The organism is Ramlibacter sp., from assembly GCF_035554825.1.
Classification (GTDB): domain Bacteria; phylum Pseudomonadota; class Gammaproteobacteria; order Burkholderiales; family Burkholderiaceae_C; genus Ramlibacter.
In genome coordinates this window covers 36,872-52,515 of record NZ_DATMHS010000056.1, presented here as the reverse complement: position 1 = coordinate 52,515, position 15,644 = coordinate 36,872, and the positions used below count along the sequence as shown (strand labels likewise).

The 15,644-nt window shown below is 67.9% G+C and carries 14 protein-coding genes and 1 pseudogene; 6 read left to right on the top strand and 9 right to left on the bottom strand.

The annotated features are described in order from the left end of the window. The 4 genes from icmF to VNT59_RS06340 all read right to left on the bottom strand — a co-directional run. The coding region (icmF, locus tag VNT59_RS06355; RefSeq protein ID WP_325497475.1) for a fused isobutyryl-CoA mutase/GTPase IcmF at nucleotides 1–3,114 on the bottom strand (3,114 nt) is incomplete at its 3' end. 126 nt (nucleotides 3,115–3,240) lie between these two features. Beyond that, nucleotides 3,241–5,274 carry a TRAP transporter large permease subunit gene (locus VNT59_RS06350; RefSeq protein WP_325497474.1) on the bottom strand — a complete coding sequence of 678 codons (2,034 nt, stop codon included), beginning with the start codon at nucleotides 5,272–5,274 and terminating at the stop codon, nucleotides 3,241–3,243. Next, nucleotides 5,271–5,894 (bottom strand): TRAP transporter small permease subunit, encoded by a 624-nt coding sequence (locus VNT59_RS06345; protein WP_325497473.1) that lies wholly within the window; start codon nucleotides 5,892–5,894, stop codon nucleotides 5,271–5,273. The genes VNT59_RS06350 and VNT59_RS06345 overlap by 4 nt, the downstream gene beginning before the upstream one ends. Nucleotides 5,895–5,961: 67 nt before the next feature. Continuing rightward, entirely contained in the window at nucleotides 5,962–7,098 is a 1,137-nt protein-coding gene (locus tag VNT59_RS06340) for a C4-dicarboxylate ABC transporter (protein WP_325497472.1), read from the bottom strand. Nucleotides 7,099–7,271: 173 nt separating this feature from the next. On the opposite strand from VNT59_RS06340, the gene VNT59_RS06335 reads away from it, so the two are divergent. The 6 genes and pseudogenes from VNT59_RS06335 to VNT59_RS06310 all read left to right on the top strand — a co-directional run bounded on the left by VNT59_RS06335 (nucleotide 7,272) and on the right by VNT59_RS06310 (nucleotide 11,907). Then, nucleotides 7,272–8,051, top strand: a complete 780-nt coding sequence (locus tag VNT59_RS06335) for a fumarylacetoacetate hydrolase family protein (protein WP_325497471.1) — start codon at nucleotides 7,272–7,274, stop codon at nucleotides 8,049–8,051. A gap of 61 nt (nucleotides 8,052–8,112) precedes the next feature. Further along, nucleotides 8,113–8,796: pseudogene (locus tag VNT59_RS06330) on the top strand (MBL fold metallo-hydrolase); the annotation flags it as partial. Then, entirely contained in the window at nucleotides 8,791–9,225 is a 435-nt protein-coding gene (locus tag VNT59_RS06325; protein ID WP_325497480.1) for a rhodanese-like domain-containing protein, read from the top strand. The pseudogene VNT59_RS06330 and the gene VNT59_RS06325, both read left to right, overlap by 6 nt. 87 nt (nucleotides 9,226–9,312) lie before the next feature. After that, complete coding sequence (gene argJ, locus VNT59_RS06320) at nucleotides 9,313–10,539, top strand: bifunctional glutamate N-acetyltransferase/amino-acid acetyltransferase ArgJ (protein WP_325497470.1); 1,227 nt, start codon at nucleotides 9,313–9,315, stop codon at nucleotides 10,537–10,539. Nucleotides 10,540–10,564: 25 nt separating this feature from the next. Further along, nucleotides 10,565–11,437, top strand: a complete 873-nt coding sequence (locus VNT59_RS06315) for an ATP-binding protein (protein ID WP_325497469.1) — start codon at nucleotides 10,565–10,567, stop codon at nucleotides 11,435–11,437. After that, nucleotides 11,434–11,907, top strand: a complete 474-nt coding sequence (locus tag VNT59_RS06310) for an NUDIX domain-containing protein (RefSeq protein WP_325497468.1) — start codon at nucleotides 11,434–11,436, stop codon at nucleotides 11,905–11,907. Before VNT59_RS06315 ends, VNT59_RS06310 begins: the two co-directional genes overlap by 4 nt. A 16-nt stretch (nucleotides 11,908–11,923) precedes the next feature. Here VNT59_RS06310 and VNT59_RS06305 read toward each other — a convergent pair whose 3' ends face one another. The 5 genes from VNT59_RS06305 to VNT59_RS06285 form a co-directional block, all read right to left on the bottom strand. Beyond that, nucleotides 11,924–12,136: a DNA gyrase inhibitor YacG gene (locus VNT59_RS06305; RefSeq protein WP_325497467.1), complete on the bottom strand. Its 213-nt coding sequence runs from the start codon at nucleotides 12,134–12,136 to the stop codon at nucleotides 11,924–11,926. A gap of 1 nt (nucleotide 12,137) precedes the next feature. Further along, a complete protein-coding gene (zapD, locus tag VNT59_RS06300; protein ID WP_325497466.1) occupies nucleotides 12,138–12,896 on the bottom strand; it encodes a cell division protein ZapD in 759 nt (252 codons plus the stop codon). Nucleotides 12,897–12,974: 78 nt separating this feature from the next. Then, nucleotides 12,975–13,577: a dephospho-CoA kinase gene (gene coaE, locus VNT59_RS06295; RefSeq protein WP_325497465.1), complete on the bottom strand. Its 603-nt coding sequence runs from the start codon at nucleotides 13,575–13,577 to the stop codon at nucleotides 12,975–12,977. 4 nt (nucleotides 13,578–13,581) lie between these two features. Next, nucleotides 13,582–14,424 (bottom strand): A24 family peptidase, encoded by an 843-nt coding sequence (locus VNT59_RS06290; protein WP_325497464.1) that lies wholly within the window; start codon nucleotides 14,422–14,424, stop codon nucleotides 13,582–13,584. Then, nucleotides 14,424–15,638, bottom strand: coding sequence for a type II secretion system F family protein (locus tag VNT59_RS06285; protein ID WP_325497463.1), 1,215 nt, complete (start codon nucleotides 15,636–15,638; stop codon nucleotides 14,424–14,426). Before VNT59_RS06285 ends, VNT59_RS06290 begins: the two co-directional genes overlap by 1 nt. Nucleotides 15,639–15,644: the final 6 nt, after the last annotated feature.

The window sequence follows — 15,644 nt, the reverse complement described above, 5'->3', positions numbered from 1 at the left end:
GGTGGAGCGCGCCAGTTCGAGCTTGCCCGCCACGGCGTCGCCATGCGGGTTGCGGAAGGTGTTCACCCCGATGATCGGCAGCTCGCCCGTGTGTTTGAGCATCTCGTAGTGCAGGCTCTCGTCCTGGATCCGCCCGCGCTGATAACCGGTCTCCATGGCGCCCAGCACGCCGCCGCGCTCGGCGATCCGGTCGAACTCGGCCAGCACCGCTTCCTCGACCAGCTCGGTCAGCTCCTCGATGACGAAGCTGCCCTGGTTCGGGTTCTCGTTCTTCGCCAGCCCCCATTCGCGGTTGATGATCAGCTGGATCGCCATCGCCCGGCGCACGCTGTCCTCGGTCGGCGTGGTGATCGCCTCGTCGAAGGCGTTGGTGTGCAGCGAGTTGCAGTTGTCGTAGATCGCGATCAGCGCCTGCAGCGTGGTGCGGATGTCGTTGAACTGGATCTCCTGCGCGTGCAGGCTGCGGCCGGAGGTCTGGATGTGGTATTTCAGCTTCTGGCTGCGCTCGTTCGCGCCGTACTTTTCCTTCATCGCCACGGCCCAGATCCGCCGGGCGACGCGGCCCATCACGGTGTATTCGGGGTCCATGCCGTTGGAGAAGAAGAACGACAGGTTGGGCGCGAAGTCGTCGATGTGCATGCCGCGCGCCAGGTACGCCTCGACGAAGGTGAAGCCGTTGGACAGGGTGAACGCCAGCTGGCTGATCGGATTGGCGCCGGCTTCGGCGATGTGATAGCCGGAGATCGACACCGAATAGAAGTTGCGCACGTTGTGGTGGACGAAGTATTCCTGGATGTCGCCCATCACCTTGAGGCTGAACTCGGTCGAGAAGATGCAGGTGTTCTGGCCCTGGTCTTCCTTCAGGATGTCGGCCTGCACCGTGCCCCGGACATTCGCCAGCACCCATTCACGGATCTTTGCCGCTTCCGTGTCGGTGGGCTCGCGCCCGTTCTCGGCCTTGAATTTCTCCAGATTCTGGTCGACGGCGGTGTTCATGAACATCGCCAGGATGCTGGGCGCCGGCCCGTTGATCGTCATCGACACCGAGGTCGCCGGGCTGCACAGGTCGAAGCCCGAATACAGCACCTTCATGTCGTCGAGCGTCGCGATCGACACCCCCGAGTTGCCGACCTTGCCGTAGATGTCGGGCCGCAGGTCCGGCTCGTTGCCGTACAGCGTGACGGAGTCGAACGCCGTCGACAGCCGCTTGGCCGGCATGCCCTCGGACAGCAGCTTGAAGCGGCGGTTGGTGCGGAACGGATCGCCTTCGCCGGCGAACATGCGGGTCGGGTCCTCGTTCTCGCGCTTGAAGGCGAAGGTGCCGGCGGTGTAGGGATAGCTGCCCGGGACGTTGTCGAGCATCAGCCACTTGAGGATCTCGCCGTGGTCCTCGAACTGGGGCAGCACCACCTTGCGGATGGTGGTGCCCGACAGCGACCTGGTCGTGAGCGCCGTGCGGATCTCCCGGTCGCGGATCTTGACCACGTACTCGTCGCCGGCGTAGGCCTGCTGCATCTGCGGCCATTGCGCCAGCAGCTTGCGCGCCGCCGAGTCGAGCCGAGCATCGCGCTCGTCGGCCAGCTTCAGGACGGTGTTCTTGGCACCGTCGCGCGTCGCGTCGTTCTCGTGCAGCATGCGCGCCGTCTCGCGCAGCTGCTGCAATTCGCGCGCCAGCTTCGCCTGCTCGCGGGCCCGCTGCTTGTAGCCGCGGACGGTTTCGCTGATCTCCGCCAGGTAGCGGGTGCGGCTGGCCGGCACCACCGGGCTCTGGTTGGTGCTGTGTCGGACCTGCACCTGCGGCAGCGTGCCTTCCTGGAGCGCCAGCCCGAGCTGCACCAGCCGCGGCTTGAGGGCCTGGTACAGCGCGGTCACGCCATCGTCGTTGAAGCGCGCTGCCATGGTGCCGAACACCGGCATCTCCTCGGGTTTCCTGCCGAAGGCCTCCCGGTTGCGCTGCACCTGCTTGGCAACGTCGCGCAGTGCGTCCTGCGCGCCCTTGCGGTCGAACTTGTTGATCGCCACGAACTCGGCGAAGTCGAGCATGTCGATCTTCTCGAGCTGGCTGGCCGCACCGAACTCCGGCGTCATGACGTAGATCGGCACGTCGACCAGCGGCACGATGGCGGCGTCGCCCTGGCCGATGCCCGAGGTTTCGACGAGGATCAGGTCGAACCCGGCGGCCTTGCAGGCCGCCACGACGTCCGGCAGGGCGGCCGAGATCTCGCTGCCGAAGTCGCGCGTGGCGAGCGAACGCATGAAGACGCGCTGGCCGGCGTCGGCGGCGGCCGACGCGGCGCCGGCCGGCCGCGGCCACGGGCCGATCGCATTCATGCGGATGCGGTCGCCGAGCAGGGCGCCGCCGCTCTTGCGGCGCGACGGATCGATCGAGATCAGCGCGATGCGCCAGCGGTCGCCCTGGTCGAGCCGCAGCCGGCGGATCAGTTCGTCCGTCAGCGACGACTTGCCTGCGCCGCCGGTGCCGGTGATCCCGACGACCGGCGCCTGCCTGGTCGCGGCATTCGCCTGCACGGCGTCCATCAGCCTGGCGTCGGCGTTGCCGTTCTCCAGCGCGGTGATCAGCTGGGCCAGCGCGCGCCAGTTCATTTCGCCGTGGCCCTGGATCGCTTTCAGTTCGCGCGGCGCGTGGCACGACAGGTCACGATCGCAGCGCATCACCATCTCGCCGATCATCCCGGCCAGCCCCATGCGCTGCCCGTCCTCGGGGCTGTAGATGCGGCTGACGCCGTACGCCTGCAGCTCGCGGATCTCGGGCGCCACGATCACCCCGCCGCCGCCGCCGAATACCTGGATGTGCTCGCCGCCGCGCTGGCGCAGCAGGTCCACCATGTACTTGAAGTACTCGACATGGCCGCCCTGGTAGGAGCTGATCGCGATGCCCTGCACGTCCTCCTGCAGCGCCGCGGTGACGACTTCGTCGACGCTGCGGTTGTGGCCGAGGTGGATCACTTCGGCCCCCATGCCCTGCAGGATGCGCCGCATGATGTTGATGGCGGCGTCGTGCCCGTCGAACAGGCTGGCGGCGGTGACGAAGCGCACCTTGTGCGTCGGGCGATAGCTGGCGAGGGCCTGGTACTCGGCGGACAGGTCGGTCATGGAGTTCTCCGTCATCCGCCCGGCCGGCGGGCGTTGACTTGACGTTTACGTAAACGTCAATGGTACCGGGTTTCGGCCAAATGGAAAGGGCGCGCCGCGGCGCGCCCTTCGTGGCCGGCGCTCAGCTCATTTGTACAGCAAGCTCGGCAGCCAGAGGCCGATCGCCGGGAACGCATAGAGCAGCGCCAGCGCGATCAGCTGGATGCCCATGAACGGAATCATCCCGGCGAAGATCTGGTTCAGCGTGACGTGCGGCGGCGAGACCCCCTTGAGGTAGAAGGCGGCCATGGCCACCGGTGGCGACAGGAACGCCGTCTGCAGGTTCAGCGCCACCAGCAGGCCGAAGAACAGCGGGTCCACGCCGAACTTGGGCAGCAGCGGGATGAAGATCGGCATGAAGATCACGATGATCTCGGTCCACTCGAGCGGCCAGCCCAGGATGAAGATGATGAACTGGGACAGCAGCATGAACTGCACGGTGTTCAGGCCGAGCGACAGCACCCAGCGCTCGACGATCTCCTGGCCGCCGAGCAGGGCGAACGAGGCGGAGAAGATCGAGGAGCCGACGAACAGCCAGCACACCATGGCGCTGGTCTTCGCCGTGAGGAACGACGATTCCTTGATGATCCCCCCGAGGTCTTTCACCGTGGCGGCAACGGCATTGTCGGGATTGGCCTGGCGTGCCGAGATGAAGCGGTAGATGCCGGCGAGCACCAGCCCGCCGAGCGCCCCCACCGCGGCCGCTTCCGTCGGCGTGGCCAGCCCGAACACGATGGAACCGAGCACCGCGATGATCAGCACGGCGAGCGGGAAAAACGATGCCAGGAGCAGCTTGAAGACTTCCAGCCGCTGCCAGCTCATGAGCCAGCAGACCAGCACCAGGCTCGCCAGGCCGACGGCCAGGACGATCCAGTACCACAGCGGCACCGGCAGCCGTTCGGCCGCCGCCGCGGCGGTGGTGTCGGCCGCAGCGGGCGCGGCGACGGCCGCCGATGCATCTGCCGCGGCGGGCGCAGGCTGTGCCGCCTGCGGCGCCTGCGGCTCCTTGACTTCGGCGCCGTCCTTGGGCGGCTCCTGCAACGCCGACTCGTCCTGCGGCGGCTCAGCCAGCCCGGACGCGTCCGAGGGCGCGTCTTCCGCGCTGCTGATCGCTCCTCCGGATTGCACCAGGCCGGTCGTGTCGACGACGGCGGTGGGCGCCGTCGCCGCGCCATACAGGAGCACCAGCAGCGCGATGATCGAAAGGGCGGGCAGCACCGAGACGAAGAACTGCGTGGCGACCTGCGGTTTGGGCAGCGCCGGATCGCGCAGCGCGCCGAACAGTCCGGTCAGCGCATTGCGGCTGCGCGGCGCCAGCGCCTGCGACAGCGGCGGCAGCGGCACCACGCGCTCGGCCGCCGAGAGCGGCGGCGCCAGGTGCGGCTTCCACTTGGCGAGCACGATCACATAGCCGACGTACAAGCCCGCCAGCATGATCCCGGGGAAGAACGCGCCCGCGTACAGCTTGACGACCGAGACGCCGGCGGTGGCGCCGTACACGATCAACAGCACCGAAGGGGGAATCAGGATGCCCAGGCACCCGCCCGCGGTGATCGCTCCCGCGGCCACCTTGATGTTGTAGCCGGCGCGCAGCATCGCCGGCAGCGCGAGCAGGCCCATCAGCGTCACGACGGCGCCGACGATGCCGGTGGCGGTGGCGAAGATGGCGCAGGTGACGATGGTGGCCACGGCCAAGGCGCCGGGCACCCGCGCCAGGGACAGGTGCAGGCTCTTGAACAGCTTCTCGATCAGGTTCGCCCGCTCGACCAGATAGCCCATGAACACGAACAGCGGAATCGCGATCAGCACGTCGTTCGACATCACCGAATAGGCGCGCTGCACCATCAGGTCCAGGATCTGCTGGTTGGCCAGCGCCGGATTCACGCTGCGATAGGCCAGCCAGCCGAAGAAGACGCCCATGCCCATCAGCGTGAACGCGGTGGGAAATCCCAGCATGATCGCCACGACGATCAGCGCCAGCATCAGCAGGCCGAGCGCCCCGAGGTCGGCGTGATCGAGGTGTCCGTCGATGAAGCTGGTCCAAGGCGTGTACATCGCCACCGGGACCAGGATGATCACCATCAGCGCGAACCCGAACCACAGTTCCTTGCGGATTCTCATTTCGTGCTCCCGTGCGGGGCGACCAGGGTGTCGAGCCTGGCGATGTCTTCGTCCTTCACGTGCACCATCTGCTTGAGCTTGTCGACGTCGACTTCCTCGACGTCCTCGGCGCGCGACGGCCATTGACCCTGCCGGATGCAGATCACGCAGCGGATGATCTCGACGATGCCCTGGGCGAACAAGAACGCGCCGGCCAGCGGCAGCATGGTCTTGAACGGATACAGCGGCGGGCCCTCGGCGGTGATGGTGGACGACTCGCGGATGGCCCACGATTCGGCGGCGTAGAAATACCCTGCGTACGTCAGCGCGAACACGCCGGGAATGAAGAAGATCACATACAGGATCAGGTCGATCGTGGCCTGCGTGCGCGGCTGGAAGAAGCCGTAGAGCACGTCGCCACGGACGTGCCCCGCCTTCGCCAGCGTATAGGCGCCCGCCATCATGAACAGGGTGCCGTACATGATGATCATCACGTCGAAGGCCCAGGAGTGGGGACGGTCCAGGACATAGCGCGAGAACACTTCCCAGGAGATCAGCAGCGTCAGCGCCACGATCAGCCAGGAGAAGAACTGACCGACGAAGGTGCTGACCTTGTCGATCGTCAGGAGCAATTTCTGCATCTGTTCGCCTGCTCGAAAAAAAGCCATCCGGGCGGTGCCGGATGGCTGACTGCGTTCCGTCGGAGCCTCAGCCCTTCTTGGTCGGCGCGGCCGGCTTGCCGCCGAAGAAATGCGACACGGCCATCCGGCGGCTGACGTAGGTGTCCTGGTCCCACTTCACCGCGCGTTCCGCGAAGGCCTTCTGCGAGGCGACGATTTCCTTGAACAAGGCGTTTTCGGCCGACTTCTTGGCGAGGATGTCGTCCCACAGCCTGAGCTGGTCGGCCAGGATGGAATCGGGCGTCTTGTAGAACTTGACCTTGTCCTTGGTCTGCAGCTCGATGTAGTCCTTGGAATAGCGGTCGATCGCCTTCCACGACATGTCGGCCGAAGCGGCCTCGACGGCGCCGGCGATGATCGCCTTCATCTTCGGCGGCAAGGCCTCGTACTTCGGCTTGTTGAACATGATCTCGAAGGTCTCGGCGCTCTGGTGATAGCTTTGCAGCATGCAGACCTTGGAGACGTCCGGGAAGCCGAGCACGCGGTCGGAAGTCGCATTGTTGAACTCGGCGCCGTCCAGCAGCCCGCGGTCCATCGCCGGCACGATCTCGCCGCCGGGCAGCGCGTTGACCGCCGCGCCCATGGCGGTGAAGAGATCGATCGCCAGCCCGTTGGTGCGGAACTTCAGGCCCTTGAAGTCGGCCGTCTTGGTAATCGGCTTCTTGAACCAGCCGAGCGGCTGCGTGGCCATCGGCCCGTAGAGGAACGAGGTCACGTTGCCGCCGATGGAGGCATACAGCTTGTCCAGCAGTTCCTTGCCGCCGCCGTACTTGTGCCAGGCCAGCAGCATGTTGGCGTCCATGCCGAACGCCGGCCCCGAATTCCACAGCGCCAGTGCGTTCTGCTTGCCGTAGTGGTAGCCCAGCACCCCGTGGCCGCCGTCCAGGGTGCCCTTCGAGACGGCGTCGAGCAGCCCGAAGGCGGGCACCACGGCGCCGGCGGGCAGCACCTCGATCTTGAGGTCGCCGCCGGTCATGTCGTTGACCTTCTTGGCGAAGTCCAGCGCGTACTCGTGGAAGATGTCCTTGGACGGCCAGGTGCTCTGCCACCGCATCGAGATCGGCCCGGCCTGCGCCTTCGCGAGCATAGGCGCGGACATCGCGCCGGCGGCGACGGCGACGCCCTTGAGCAGGCCGCGCCGGCGAGGATTGCTGGATTCGCTCATGCTGTTGTCTCCTTGGTGAAGTAGTAAATCGTTCGCAGGCAATCTTTGGTCTCTGACGAGCAGAACCGGAACAGGGTTTTCACCGAGCGTTCAGGTTGGTGTCAGGGAGGCTTTCGAACGTAGATTCCTGTTGCCGCGCCGCGGCGTCACACCACGCACAACAGGAGACCAGCATGCAGAGGCGCAATTTCTTCCAGGGCACGGCCGTCGCGGCCGCCGCCGCCGTCACCGGCTGCGCGGCGAGCGGCCCGCAGCAGGCGCGCACGCCGTTCAGCGTGCCCGGCACCTACATTCCCGTCGCCGGCTCCGACCAGTTGTTCCCGGTCCGCCGGATCTACTGCATCGGCCGCAACTATGCGGCGCACGCGCGCGAGATGGGCTCCGATCCCTCGCGCGAGCCGCCGTTCTTCTTCCAGAAGCCGACCGACGCGATCCAGTTCGTGGCCGTCGGCACCATGCCGGACCACCCGTATCCGCCGCTCACCAAGAACTACCACTACGAGGCGGAACTGGTGGCGGCGATCGGCAAGGGCGGGCGCGACATCCCGGTGGCGCGCGCGCTCGAGCACGTGTGGGGCTACACGCTGGGGCTGGACATGACCCGGCGCGACCTGCAGCGGGCCATGGGCGACCAGAAGAAGCCGTGGGAGATCGGCAAGAGTTTCGACCGCTCGGCTCCGATCGGGCCGCTGCACCCGGTGGCGCAGACCGGCCACTTCACCAAGGGGGCGATCTGGCTCAAGGTGAACGGCCAGCTGAAGCAGAACGCCGATCTCAATCAGATGATCTGGTCGGTCGCCGAGCAGGTGAGCAAGCTGTCCGAGGCGTTCGAGCTGGTCCCGGGCGACATCATCTACTCCGGCACGCCGGAAAACGTGGGTCCGGTCGTGCGCGGCGACGTGATCGAGATGCACATCGACGGGCTGCCGAACCTGAGCGTCAAGGTCGTGTGACCTGCCGCCGGCGCGGCTTCGCGCGGCGTTCTACACTGCGCGCAACCGCAGCGAGCCCGCCATGCAGCCACCGATCCAGCTCTTCGACCAAGCCTCCAGCACCTACACCTATCTGCTCTTCGACGAGCAGTCGCGCGAGGCGCTGATCATCGACCCGGTCGACGATCAGCTCGAACGCGACCTGCGCGTGCTGCGCGAACACGGCCTCACGCTCGCGTGGTCGATCGAGACGCACGCCCACGCCGACCACATCACCAGCGCGGGCCTGCTGGCCGAGCACACCGGCGCCCGGACCGCCGCCCCCGCCGCGTGCGGCATCGGCACCGCGGCGGTGCAACTGAACCATGGCGACGTGCTGCGGTTCGGCGCCGAGCAGGTCACGGCGCTGCATACGCCGGGCCATACGGCCGGCAGCACGAGCTACCTGTGGCGCGACCATGTGTTCACCGGCGACACCCTGCTGATCGACGGCTGCGGCCGCACCGACTTCCAGTCCGGCAGCGCCGCGCAGCTGTATCGCAGCCTGACGCAGGTGCTGTTCGCGCTGCCGGACGAGACCACCGTGTGGCCCGGCCACGACTACCACGGCCGGACCCACTCGACCATCGGCCGGGAACGGCAGTCGAACTCGCGCGTGGCGGGCAAGAGCCAGGCCGAATTCGAGGCGGTCATGAACGCGCTGAACCTGCCCAAGCCCAGGCGCCTGGACGAGGCCGTACCGGCGAACCTGAGCTCGGGATTGCGCCACGACGCCGGCGAGGCGCAAGCGCGGCCGCGCGCCGACCAGGGCTATGCCGGCGACGTCCCGCCGCAGCTTGCCTACGAGTGGTGGACCCGCGGCGAGGCGGTCCTGGTGGACGTGCGCAGCGACGCGGAACGCGAATGGGTGGGCTTCGTGCCCGGGGCGGTGCCGCTGGCCTGGAAGCAGTGGCCGGGCATGGCGGTCAACCCCGGCTTCGACGCCGGACTGCGCGCGGCGGTGCCGCCGGGCAAGAAGGCGCTGCTGATGTGCCGCAGCGGCGTGCGCTCGGTCGCGGCCGCCAAGCGCGCCGCCGAGCTGGGCATCGAGGCCTACAACATCCTCGAGGGTTTCGAGGGCGATCCCGACGAGAACGGCCACCGCGGCCGGCGCGGCGGCTGGCGCCTGCGCGGCCTGCCGTGGCGCCAGGGCTGACCCGCGCCGGCCCGGATCCGCTCGGCCCTGGCCCGCGCCTCGCTGCGCGACAATAGCCACCCTGTCATCGAAGCACCCTCCAGGACCATGCCCGTCAATCTGTCTGCGCCGCGTGCCGGCGACCTCCATCCGGTGCCCGGCGTGCTGCTGGGCTGCACCGAAGCCGGCATCCGCAAGGCCAATCGCAAGGATCTCACGGTGATCGTGCTCGAGCCGGGCGCCACCGTGGCCGGCGTGTTCACCCAGAACCGCTTCTGCGCCGCGCCGGTGCAGGTCTGCCGCGAGCACCTGGCGCAAGGCGACATCCGGGCGCTGGTGATCAACACCGGCAACGCCAACGCCGGCACCGGCCAGGACGGGCTGCAGCGGGCCCGCGCGACCTGCGAAGCCGCGGCCCGCCGCCTGGGCGTCGCGCCGCGCCAGGTGCTGCCGTTCTCGACCGGCGTGATCATGGAGCAGCTGCCGGTCGAGCGCATCGAAGCCGGCCTCGACGCGGCGCTGGCGGATGGCCGGCCCGATCACTGGCTGCGGGCGGCCGAAGCCATCATGACCACCGATACCGTGCCGAAGGCGTTCAGCCGCCAAGTCGCGGTCGATGGCGTCACCGTCACCATCACCGGCATCAGCAAGGGCGCCGGCATGATCCGCCCCAACATGGCGACCATGCTGGGCTTCCTGGCGTGCGACGCGAAGGTGGAGGCGGGCGTGCTGCGCCAGCTGGCCCTGGAGCTGGCGGAGGGTTCGTTCAACCGCGTCACGGTCGACGGTGATACCTCCACCAACGATTCCTTCGTGGTGGTCGCCACCAACCGGGCGGCCCATGCGGCCGTGACTTCGCTCGACAGCCCCGCCGGCCGGGCGCTGCGTGCCGGCATGCTGGAGGTGGCGCGGCTGCTCGCGCAGTCGATCGTGCGCGACGGCGAGGGCGCCACCAAGTTCATCACCGTGCAGGTGGACGGCGGCGCGACCGGCGCCGAGTGCCGGCAGGCGGCCTACGCGATCGCCCACTCGCCGCTGGTGAAGACGGCGTTCTTCGCGAGCGACCCCAATCTGGGGCGCATCCTCGCCGCGGTGGGCTACGCCGGGATCACCGACCTCGACCAGACCCGCATCGAGCTGTACCTCGACGACGTCCACGTCGTCACCCGCGGCGGCCGCCATCCGTCGTATCGCGAGGAGGACGGCCAGCGCGTGATGAAGCAAAGCGAGATCACCGTGCGCGTCGATCTCGGCCGCGGTGCCGCAAGCGACACCGTCTGGACCTGCGACCTGAGCCACGACTACGTCAGCATCAACGCGGACTACCGTTCCTGACCAGCGGATACCGGACGCACAAGACGTGACCCACAAGATCGACGAACTCATCGCACGCGCCGACCGCCTGATCGCGCGCATCGAATCCGTGCTGCCGCAGCCGCTGTCGGCGCCCGAGTGGCAGGCGTCGCCGGCGTGGCGCTATCGCAAGCGCTCGTCCGGCCACGGCACGCTGGAGCCGGTGCGACATGTCGCCGCCATCCGGCTGGCCGACCTCAAGGAAATCGACCAGCAGAAGGAGAAGATCCAGCGCAACACGCTGCAGTTCGTCAACGGCCAGCCGGCCAACAACGTGCTGCTGACGGGCGCCCGCGGCACCGGCAAGTCGTCGCTGATCAAGGCCTGCCTGAACGAGTATTCGCCGCGCGGCCTGCGCCTGATCGAAGTCGACAAGGCCGACATGGTGGACCTGCCGGACATCATCGACGTGGTGGCCGAGCGCGCCGAGAAATTCATCGTCTATTGCGACGATCTGAGCTTCGACGAGGGCGAACCCGGCTACAAGGCGCTCAAGTCGATCCTGGACGGCTCGGTGGCGGCCGCGACGCCCAACGTGCTGATCTACGCGACCAGCAACCGCCGCCACCTCCTGCCCGAATACATGAAGGAGAACCTCAGCTACAAGCACACCGAGGACGGGGAAGTGCATCCGGGCGAGGTGGTGGAAGAGAAGATTTCGCTGTCCGAGCGGTTCGGACTGTGGGTGAGCTTCTACCCATTCAGCCAGGACGAGTATCTGGCCATCGCCGGCCAGTGGCTTTCGTGGTTCGGCGTGAGCCAGGCCGACATCGATGCCGCGCGGCCCGAGGCGCTGGTGTGGGCGCTGGAGCGCGGCTCGCGCAGCGGCCGCGTGGCCTACCAGTTCGCGCGCGACTTCGCCGGGCGCCGGGCGGCGTGAGCGGCGATCGCCAACCGCTGGTGGCGCACGGCGAGCGGCCGCGCGAAGGCGGCGCCGATCGCCGGGAGGTGGCCGTCGCCGTCGGCGTTCTCATCCGCAGCGACGGCGACTTCCTGTTGACGTCGCGGCCGCCCGGCAAGGTCTACGCCGGCTACTGGGAGTTTCCCGGCGGCAAGGTGGAGGCGGGCGAGAGCGTGGAGCAGGCCCTGCGCCGCGAGCTGCTCGAGGAGATCGGCGTCACGATCGGCGCGGTGCAGCCGTGGCGCACGCAGCTGGTGGACTATCCGCACGCCCTGGTGCGGCTGCATTTCTGCAAGGTCTGGGACTGGGCAGGCGAGCTGCACATGCGCGAGGGCCAGACCTTCGCCTGGCAGCGGTTGCCGGTGGAGGTGCAGCCCGTGCTGCCGGGCACGGTGCCGGTGCTGGCGTGGTTTGCCGAAGAACGTGGCTTCGCCGGCGCGACGCACTGACGTCCGTCCATCCGCCTCACTGCACCTTCGGATCACCGAAGTTCTGGTCGTCGGGCGGCGTTTCTTCGGGGACGCGGAAGCTCTCGCTGGCCCACGCGCCGAGGTCGAGGTTCTTGCAGCGTTCCGAGCAGAATGGGCGAAACGGATTGCTGGGGGCGTAGACGCTGTCGCCGCCGCAGGCCGGACAGCGCACCAGGCGCGGCTTCAGGGCCGGGTCCTTGGAAGCCATGTCAGGAACAGAGCGTCAGCTCGAACGGCGTGTTGTCGGTGCTCGGGTGCAGGCGGTCGATCGCTTCTTCCTGCTTCATCAGTCGCACCGAGACCATCAGCCGGTTGCCGCTGATCTCCGGCACCACGTTCAGCGCCGGGTCCAGCCGCAGCCGCAGCAGCTGGAAGGTGCGGCCCTGCGGCAGGCTTTGCTGCAGCTGGCCGTGGCTGGCGATCACCTTCTGCGGCGTGCCGGAATCGCGCAGGAGCTTGAGCAGCAGGTGGATCGACTCGGCGAACGGCGCCAGCGTCCCGGCCCAGCCTTCGAGGTCGCGCTGGCGCAGATGCGCATCGCGGTGCTGCCAGGCGTAATACGCCGGCAGGTCGAATTCGCAGGTGCCGCCCGGAATGCCGATCCGGCTGCGCACGCTCATCAGCCATTCGTTTTCGGTGAGCGCCTGCCCGGCCTTGCCCGGCAGGTTGTTCAGCGCCGTGAAGCCGCCATCGAGCTTGGCCACCACTTCGTCGAGCACCCGCTCGGCGATCGCCGGGTTGCCGCGGTAGCCATTGAGCGTCTGCTTCTGCCGCTCGAGGTCCTTCATCACGTCGGACTTGAGGTCGGCCCGCGCGGCCACGTCCATCACCTCGAAGATGGTGGCGAGCGCGTAGTGATGATCGATGGGATGCGAGCGGGGCACGAGTTCGCCGAGGCGGCGGAACAGGTGCTCGAGCCGCAGGTAGGTGCGGATGCGTTCGTTGAAGGGATATTCGTAAAGGATCACGCTTGGCGGGCTCTTGGTATGGCTTGGCCGGCCGGTGCGGGCCGGGTGCCGGAGGCCGGCCTCCGGGATTGCGCGCAATCATAGCCCGAAGCTTGCGGCCGCCTGTACCACCTTGTCACGCAGCTGCGCCAGCGACAGTCCGTCGTTGCAGATGACGATGTCGGCGGCGGCGAGGCGCTGCTCGCGGCTGGCTTGCGCCGCCATGATCGCCCGCACCGCCTGCGGCTGCAGCCCGCTGCGCGCGACGACGCGCTCCACCTGCGTCTGCGGCGCGCAGTCCACCACCAGCACCTTGTCGACCTGGGCCCGCCAGCGGCCCGATTCCACCAGCAGCGGAATGTCGAACACGATGCAGGGCACGCCCGCGTCGAGCGCCGCCTGCACCTGACGCGCGCTCTCCGCGCCCACCAGCGGGTGGATGATCTGCTCGAGGTCGCGGCGCGCCTGCGGGTCGGCATACGCGTGCTCGCGCATGCGCGTGCGGTCGAGCGCTCCGTCCGGGGTGATGAAGTCGGCGCCGAACCGCCGCGCGATCGCATCGATCGCCGCGCCGCCAGCCGCCGTGGCGGCCCGCGAAATCGCATCGGCGTCGATCACCGCCGCGCCGAGTTCCGACAGCATCTGGAGCACCGTGCTCTTGCCGCTGCCGATCCCGCCGGTCAGCCCGACGCGCCAGGCCATGGCGCTACAGCCCGATGGCCTGGAGGATGGCACCCGGGCCGAACAGCATCGCCGTCAACCCGGCGCCGGCCAGGAACGGGCCGAAGGGCACATAGCCGCCCTCGCGCAGTCCGGCGGAGATCTTCATCGCGATGCCGACGACGGCACCGATGACCGACGCCATCAGGATGATCGGGATCAGCGCCTGCCAGCCGAACCAGGCGCCCAGGGCGGCGAACAGCTTGAAGTCGCCGTAGCCCATGCCTTCCTTGCCGGTGAGCAGCTTGAAGGCCTGGTACACCGACCACAGCGAGAGATAGCCGGCCACGGCGCCCCACAGCGCCTGCGCCAGGCCGACCCCGGTCCAGCCGAGGGCGGCGCCGATCAGGCCGGCCCACAGCAGCGGCAGCGTGATGTCGTCCGGCAGCAGCGTGGTGTCCCAGTCGATCATCGCGAGCGCCACGATGGCTGCCGCGAAGCCGCACCAGGCAGCCCCGGCGGCGGTCGCGCCCCAATGCCACACCGCGAAGAAGAACAGCAAGGCGGTAGCGAGTTCCACCACCGGATAGCGCAGGCCGATCGCCGCGCCGCAACTGGAGCACTTGCCGCGCAAGGCCAGCCAGCTGATGACCGGCACGTTTTCGTACCAGCGCAGCGCATGGCCGCACTGGCGGCAGCGCGAGCGCGGGCGCATCAGGTTGAACGGCTCGGCCGCGGGGGCCACGCTGCCTTGCAGCTGCGCGCATTCGTCGGCCCACTGGCGCTCCAGCATCTTGGGCAGCCGATAGATCACCACGTTGAGGAAGCTGCCCACCAGCAGCCCCAGCACGCCGGCGGCGACGGCGTCGATGAGCGGCGAGCCCAGCATCAGACCACGCTGCCCAGCTTGAAGATCGGCAGGTACATCGAAACCACGATGCCGCCGATCAGCCCGCCGAGGAACACGATGATGATCGGCTCCATCAGGCTGGACAGGCCAGCCACCATGTCGTCGACCTCGGCTTCATAGAAATCGGCGGCCTTGCCGAGCATGTGGTCGAGCGAGCCAGACTCTTCGCCGATCGCGCACATCTGCAGCACCATGGTGGGGAAGACGTTGGCATTGGTCATGGCCGCCGTCAGGCTGGTGCCGGTGGAGACCTCGACCTGGATCTTCTCGGTCGCCATGCTGTAGACCGAGTTGCCGGAGGCGCCGCCGACGGAATCCAGCGCCTCCACCAGCGGAACGCCGGCGGCGAACATGGTGGAGAGGGTGCGCGTCCAGCGGGCGATCACCGACTTGTAGACCAGGTCGCCGAACACCGGCAGCTTCAGCATGAAGCGGTCCATGAACATCTGGACCTTCTCGCTGCGCTTCCACGCCTGGATGAAGAAATACAGGCCGCCCCCGATGCTGCCGAAGATCAGCCACCAGAACTTCACGAAGAACTCGCTCATCCCGATCACGAACAGGGTCGGGGCCGGCAGGTCGGCGCCGAACGACGTGAACACCTCCTTGAAGGCGGGGATCACGAAGATCATGATCACGGCCACCACCACGAACGCCACGACGACGACCGAAATCGGGTACATCAGCGCCGACTTGATCTTGGACTTGATGCCTTCGGTCTTCTCCATGTAGACCGCGAGCCGGTCCAGCAGCGACTCCAGGATGCCGGCCGCTTCACCCGCTTCGACCAGGTTGCAGTAGAGCGCGTTGAAGTACAGCGGGTACTTGCGGAACGCAGCCGAGAGCGAGGTGCCGGTCTCGACGTCGGTGCGCACGTCGTTCAGCAGCTTGGTGACGCTGGGATTGGCGTTGCCGCGGCCGACGATGTCGAACGACTGCAGCAGCGGCACGCCTGCCTTCATCATGGTGGCGAGCTGGCGCGTGAAGAGGGCGATGTCCTTGGGCTTGATCTTCTTGCCCGAGCGCATCCGCCGCTTCTTGACCTTGGTGGGCAGGACGCCCTGGCGCCGCAGCGACGAAAGCACCTGGTTCTCGCCGGAAGCGCGCGTCTCGCCGCGGACCTGCTTGCCGTTGCGGTCCCGCCCTTCCCACTCGAAGACGAATTCCGTGACTTTTCTAGCGGCCGTGGCCATTGGACA

Coding starts and splice junctions, on each gene's coding strand:
- VNT59_RS06350 (WP_325497474.1), bottom strand. CDS start 5,274: ATGAGAATCCGCAAGGAACTGTGGTTCGGGTTCGCGCTGATGGTGATC.
- VNT59_RS06345 (WP_325497473.1), bottom strand. CDS start 5,894: ATGCAGAAATTGCTCCTGACGATCGACAAGGTCAGCACCTTCGTCGGT.
- VNT59_RS06340 (WP_325497472.1), bottom strand. CDS start 7,098: ATGAGCGAATCCAGCAATCCTCGCCGGCGCGGCCTGCTCAAGGGCGTC.
- VNT59_RS06335 (WP_325497471.1), top strand. CDS start 7,272: ATGCAGAGGCGCAATTTCTTCCAGGGCACGGCCGTCGCGGCCGCCGCC.
- argJ (WP_325497470.1), top strand. CDS start 9,313: ATGCCCGTCAATCTGTCTGCGCCGCGTGCCGGCGACCTCCATCCGGTG.
- VNT59_RS06305 (WP_325497467.1), bottom strand. CDS start 12,136: ATGGCTTCCAAGGACCCGGCCCTGAAGCCGCGCCTGGTGCGCTGTCCG.
- coaE (WP_325497465.1), bottom strand. CDS start 13,577: ATGGCCTGGCGCGTCGGGCTGACCGGCGGGATCGGCAGCGGCAAGAGC.
- VNT59_RS06290 (WP_325497464.1), bottom strand. CDS start 14,424: ATGCTGGGCTCGCCGCTCATCGACGCCGTCGCCGCCGGCGTGCTGGGG.
- VNT59_RS06285 (WP_325497463.1), bottom strand. CDS start 15,638: ATGGCCACGGCCGCTAGAAAAGTCACGGAATTCGTCTTCGAGTGGGAA.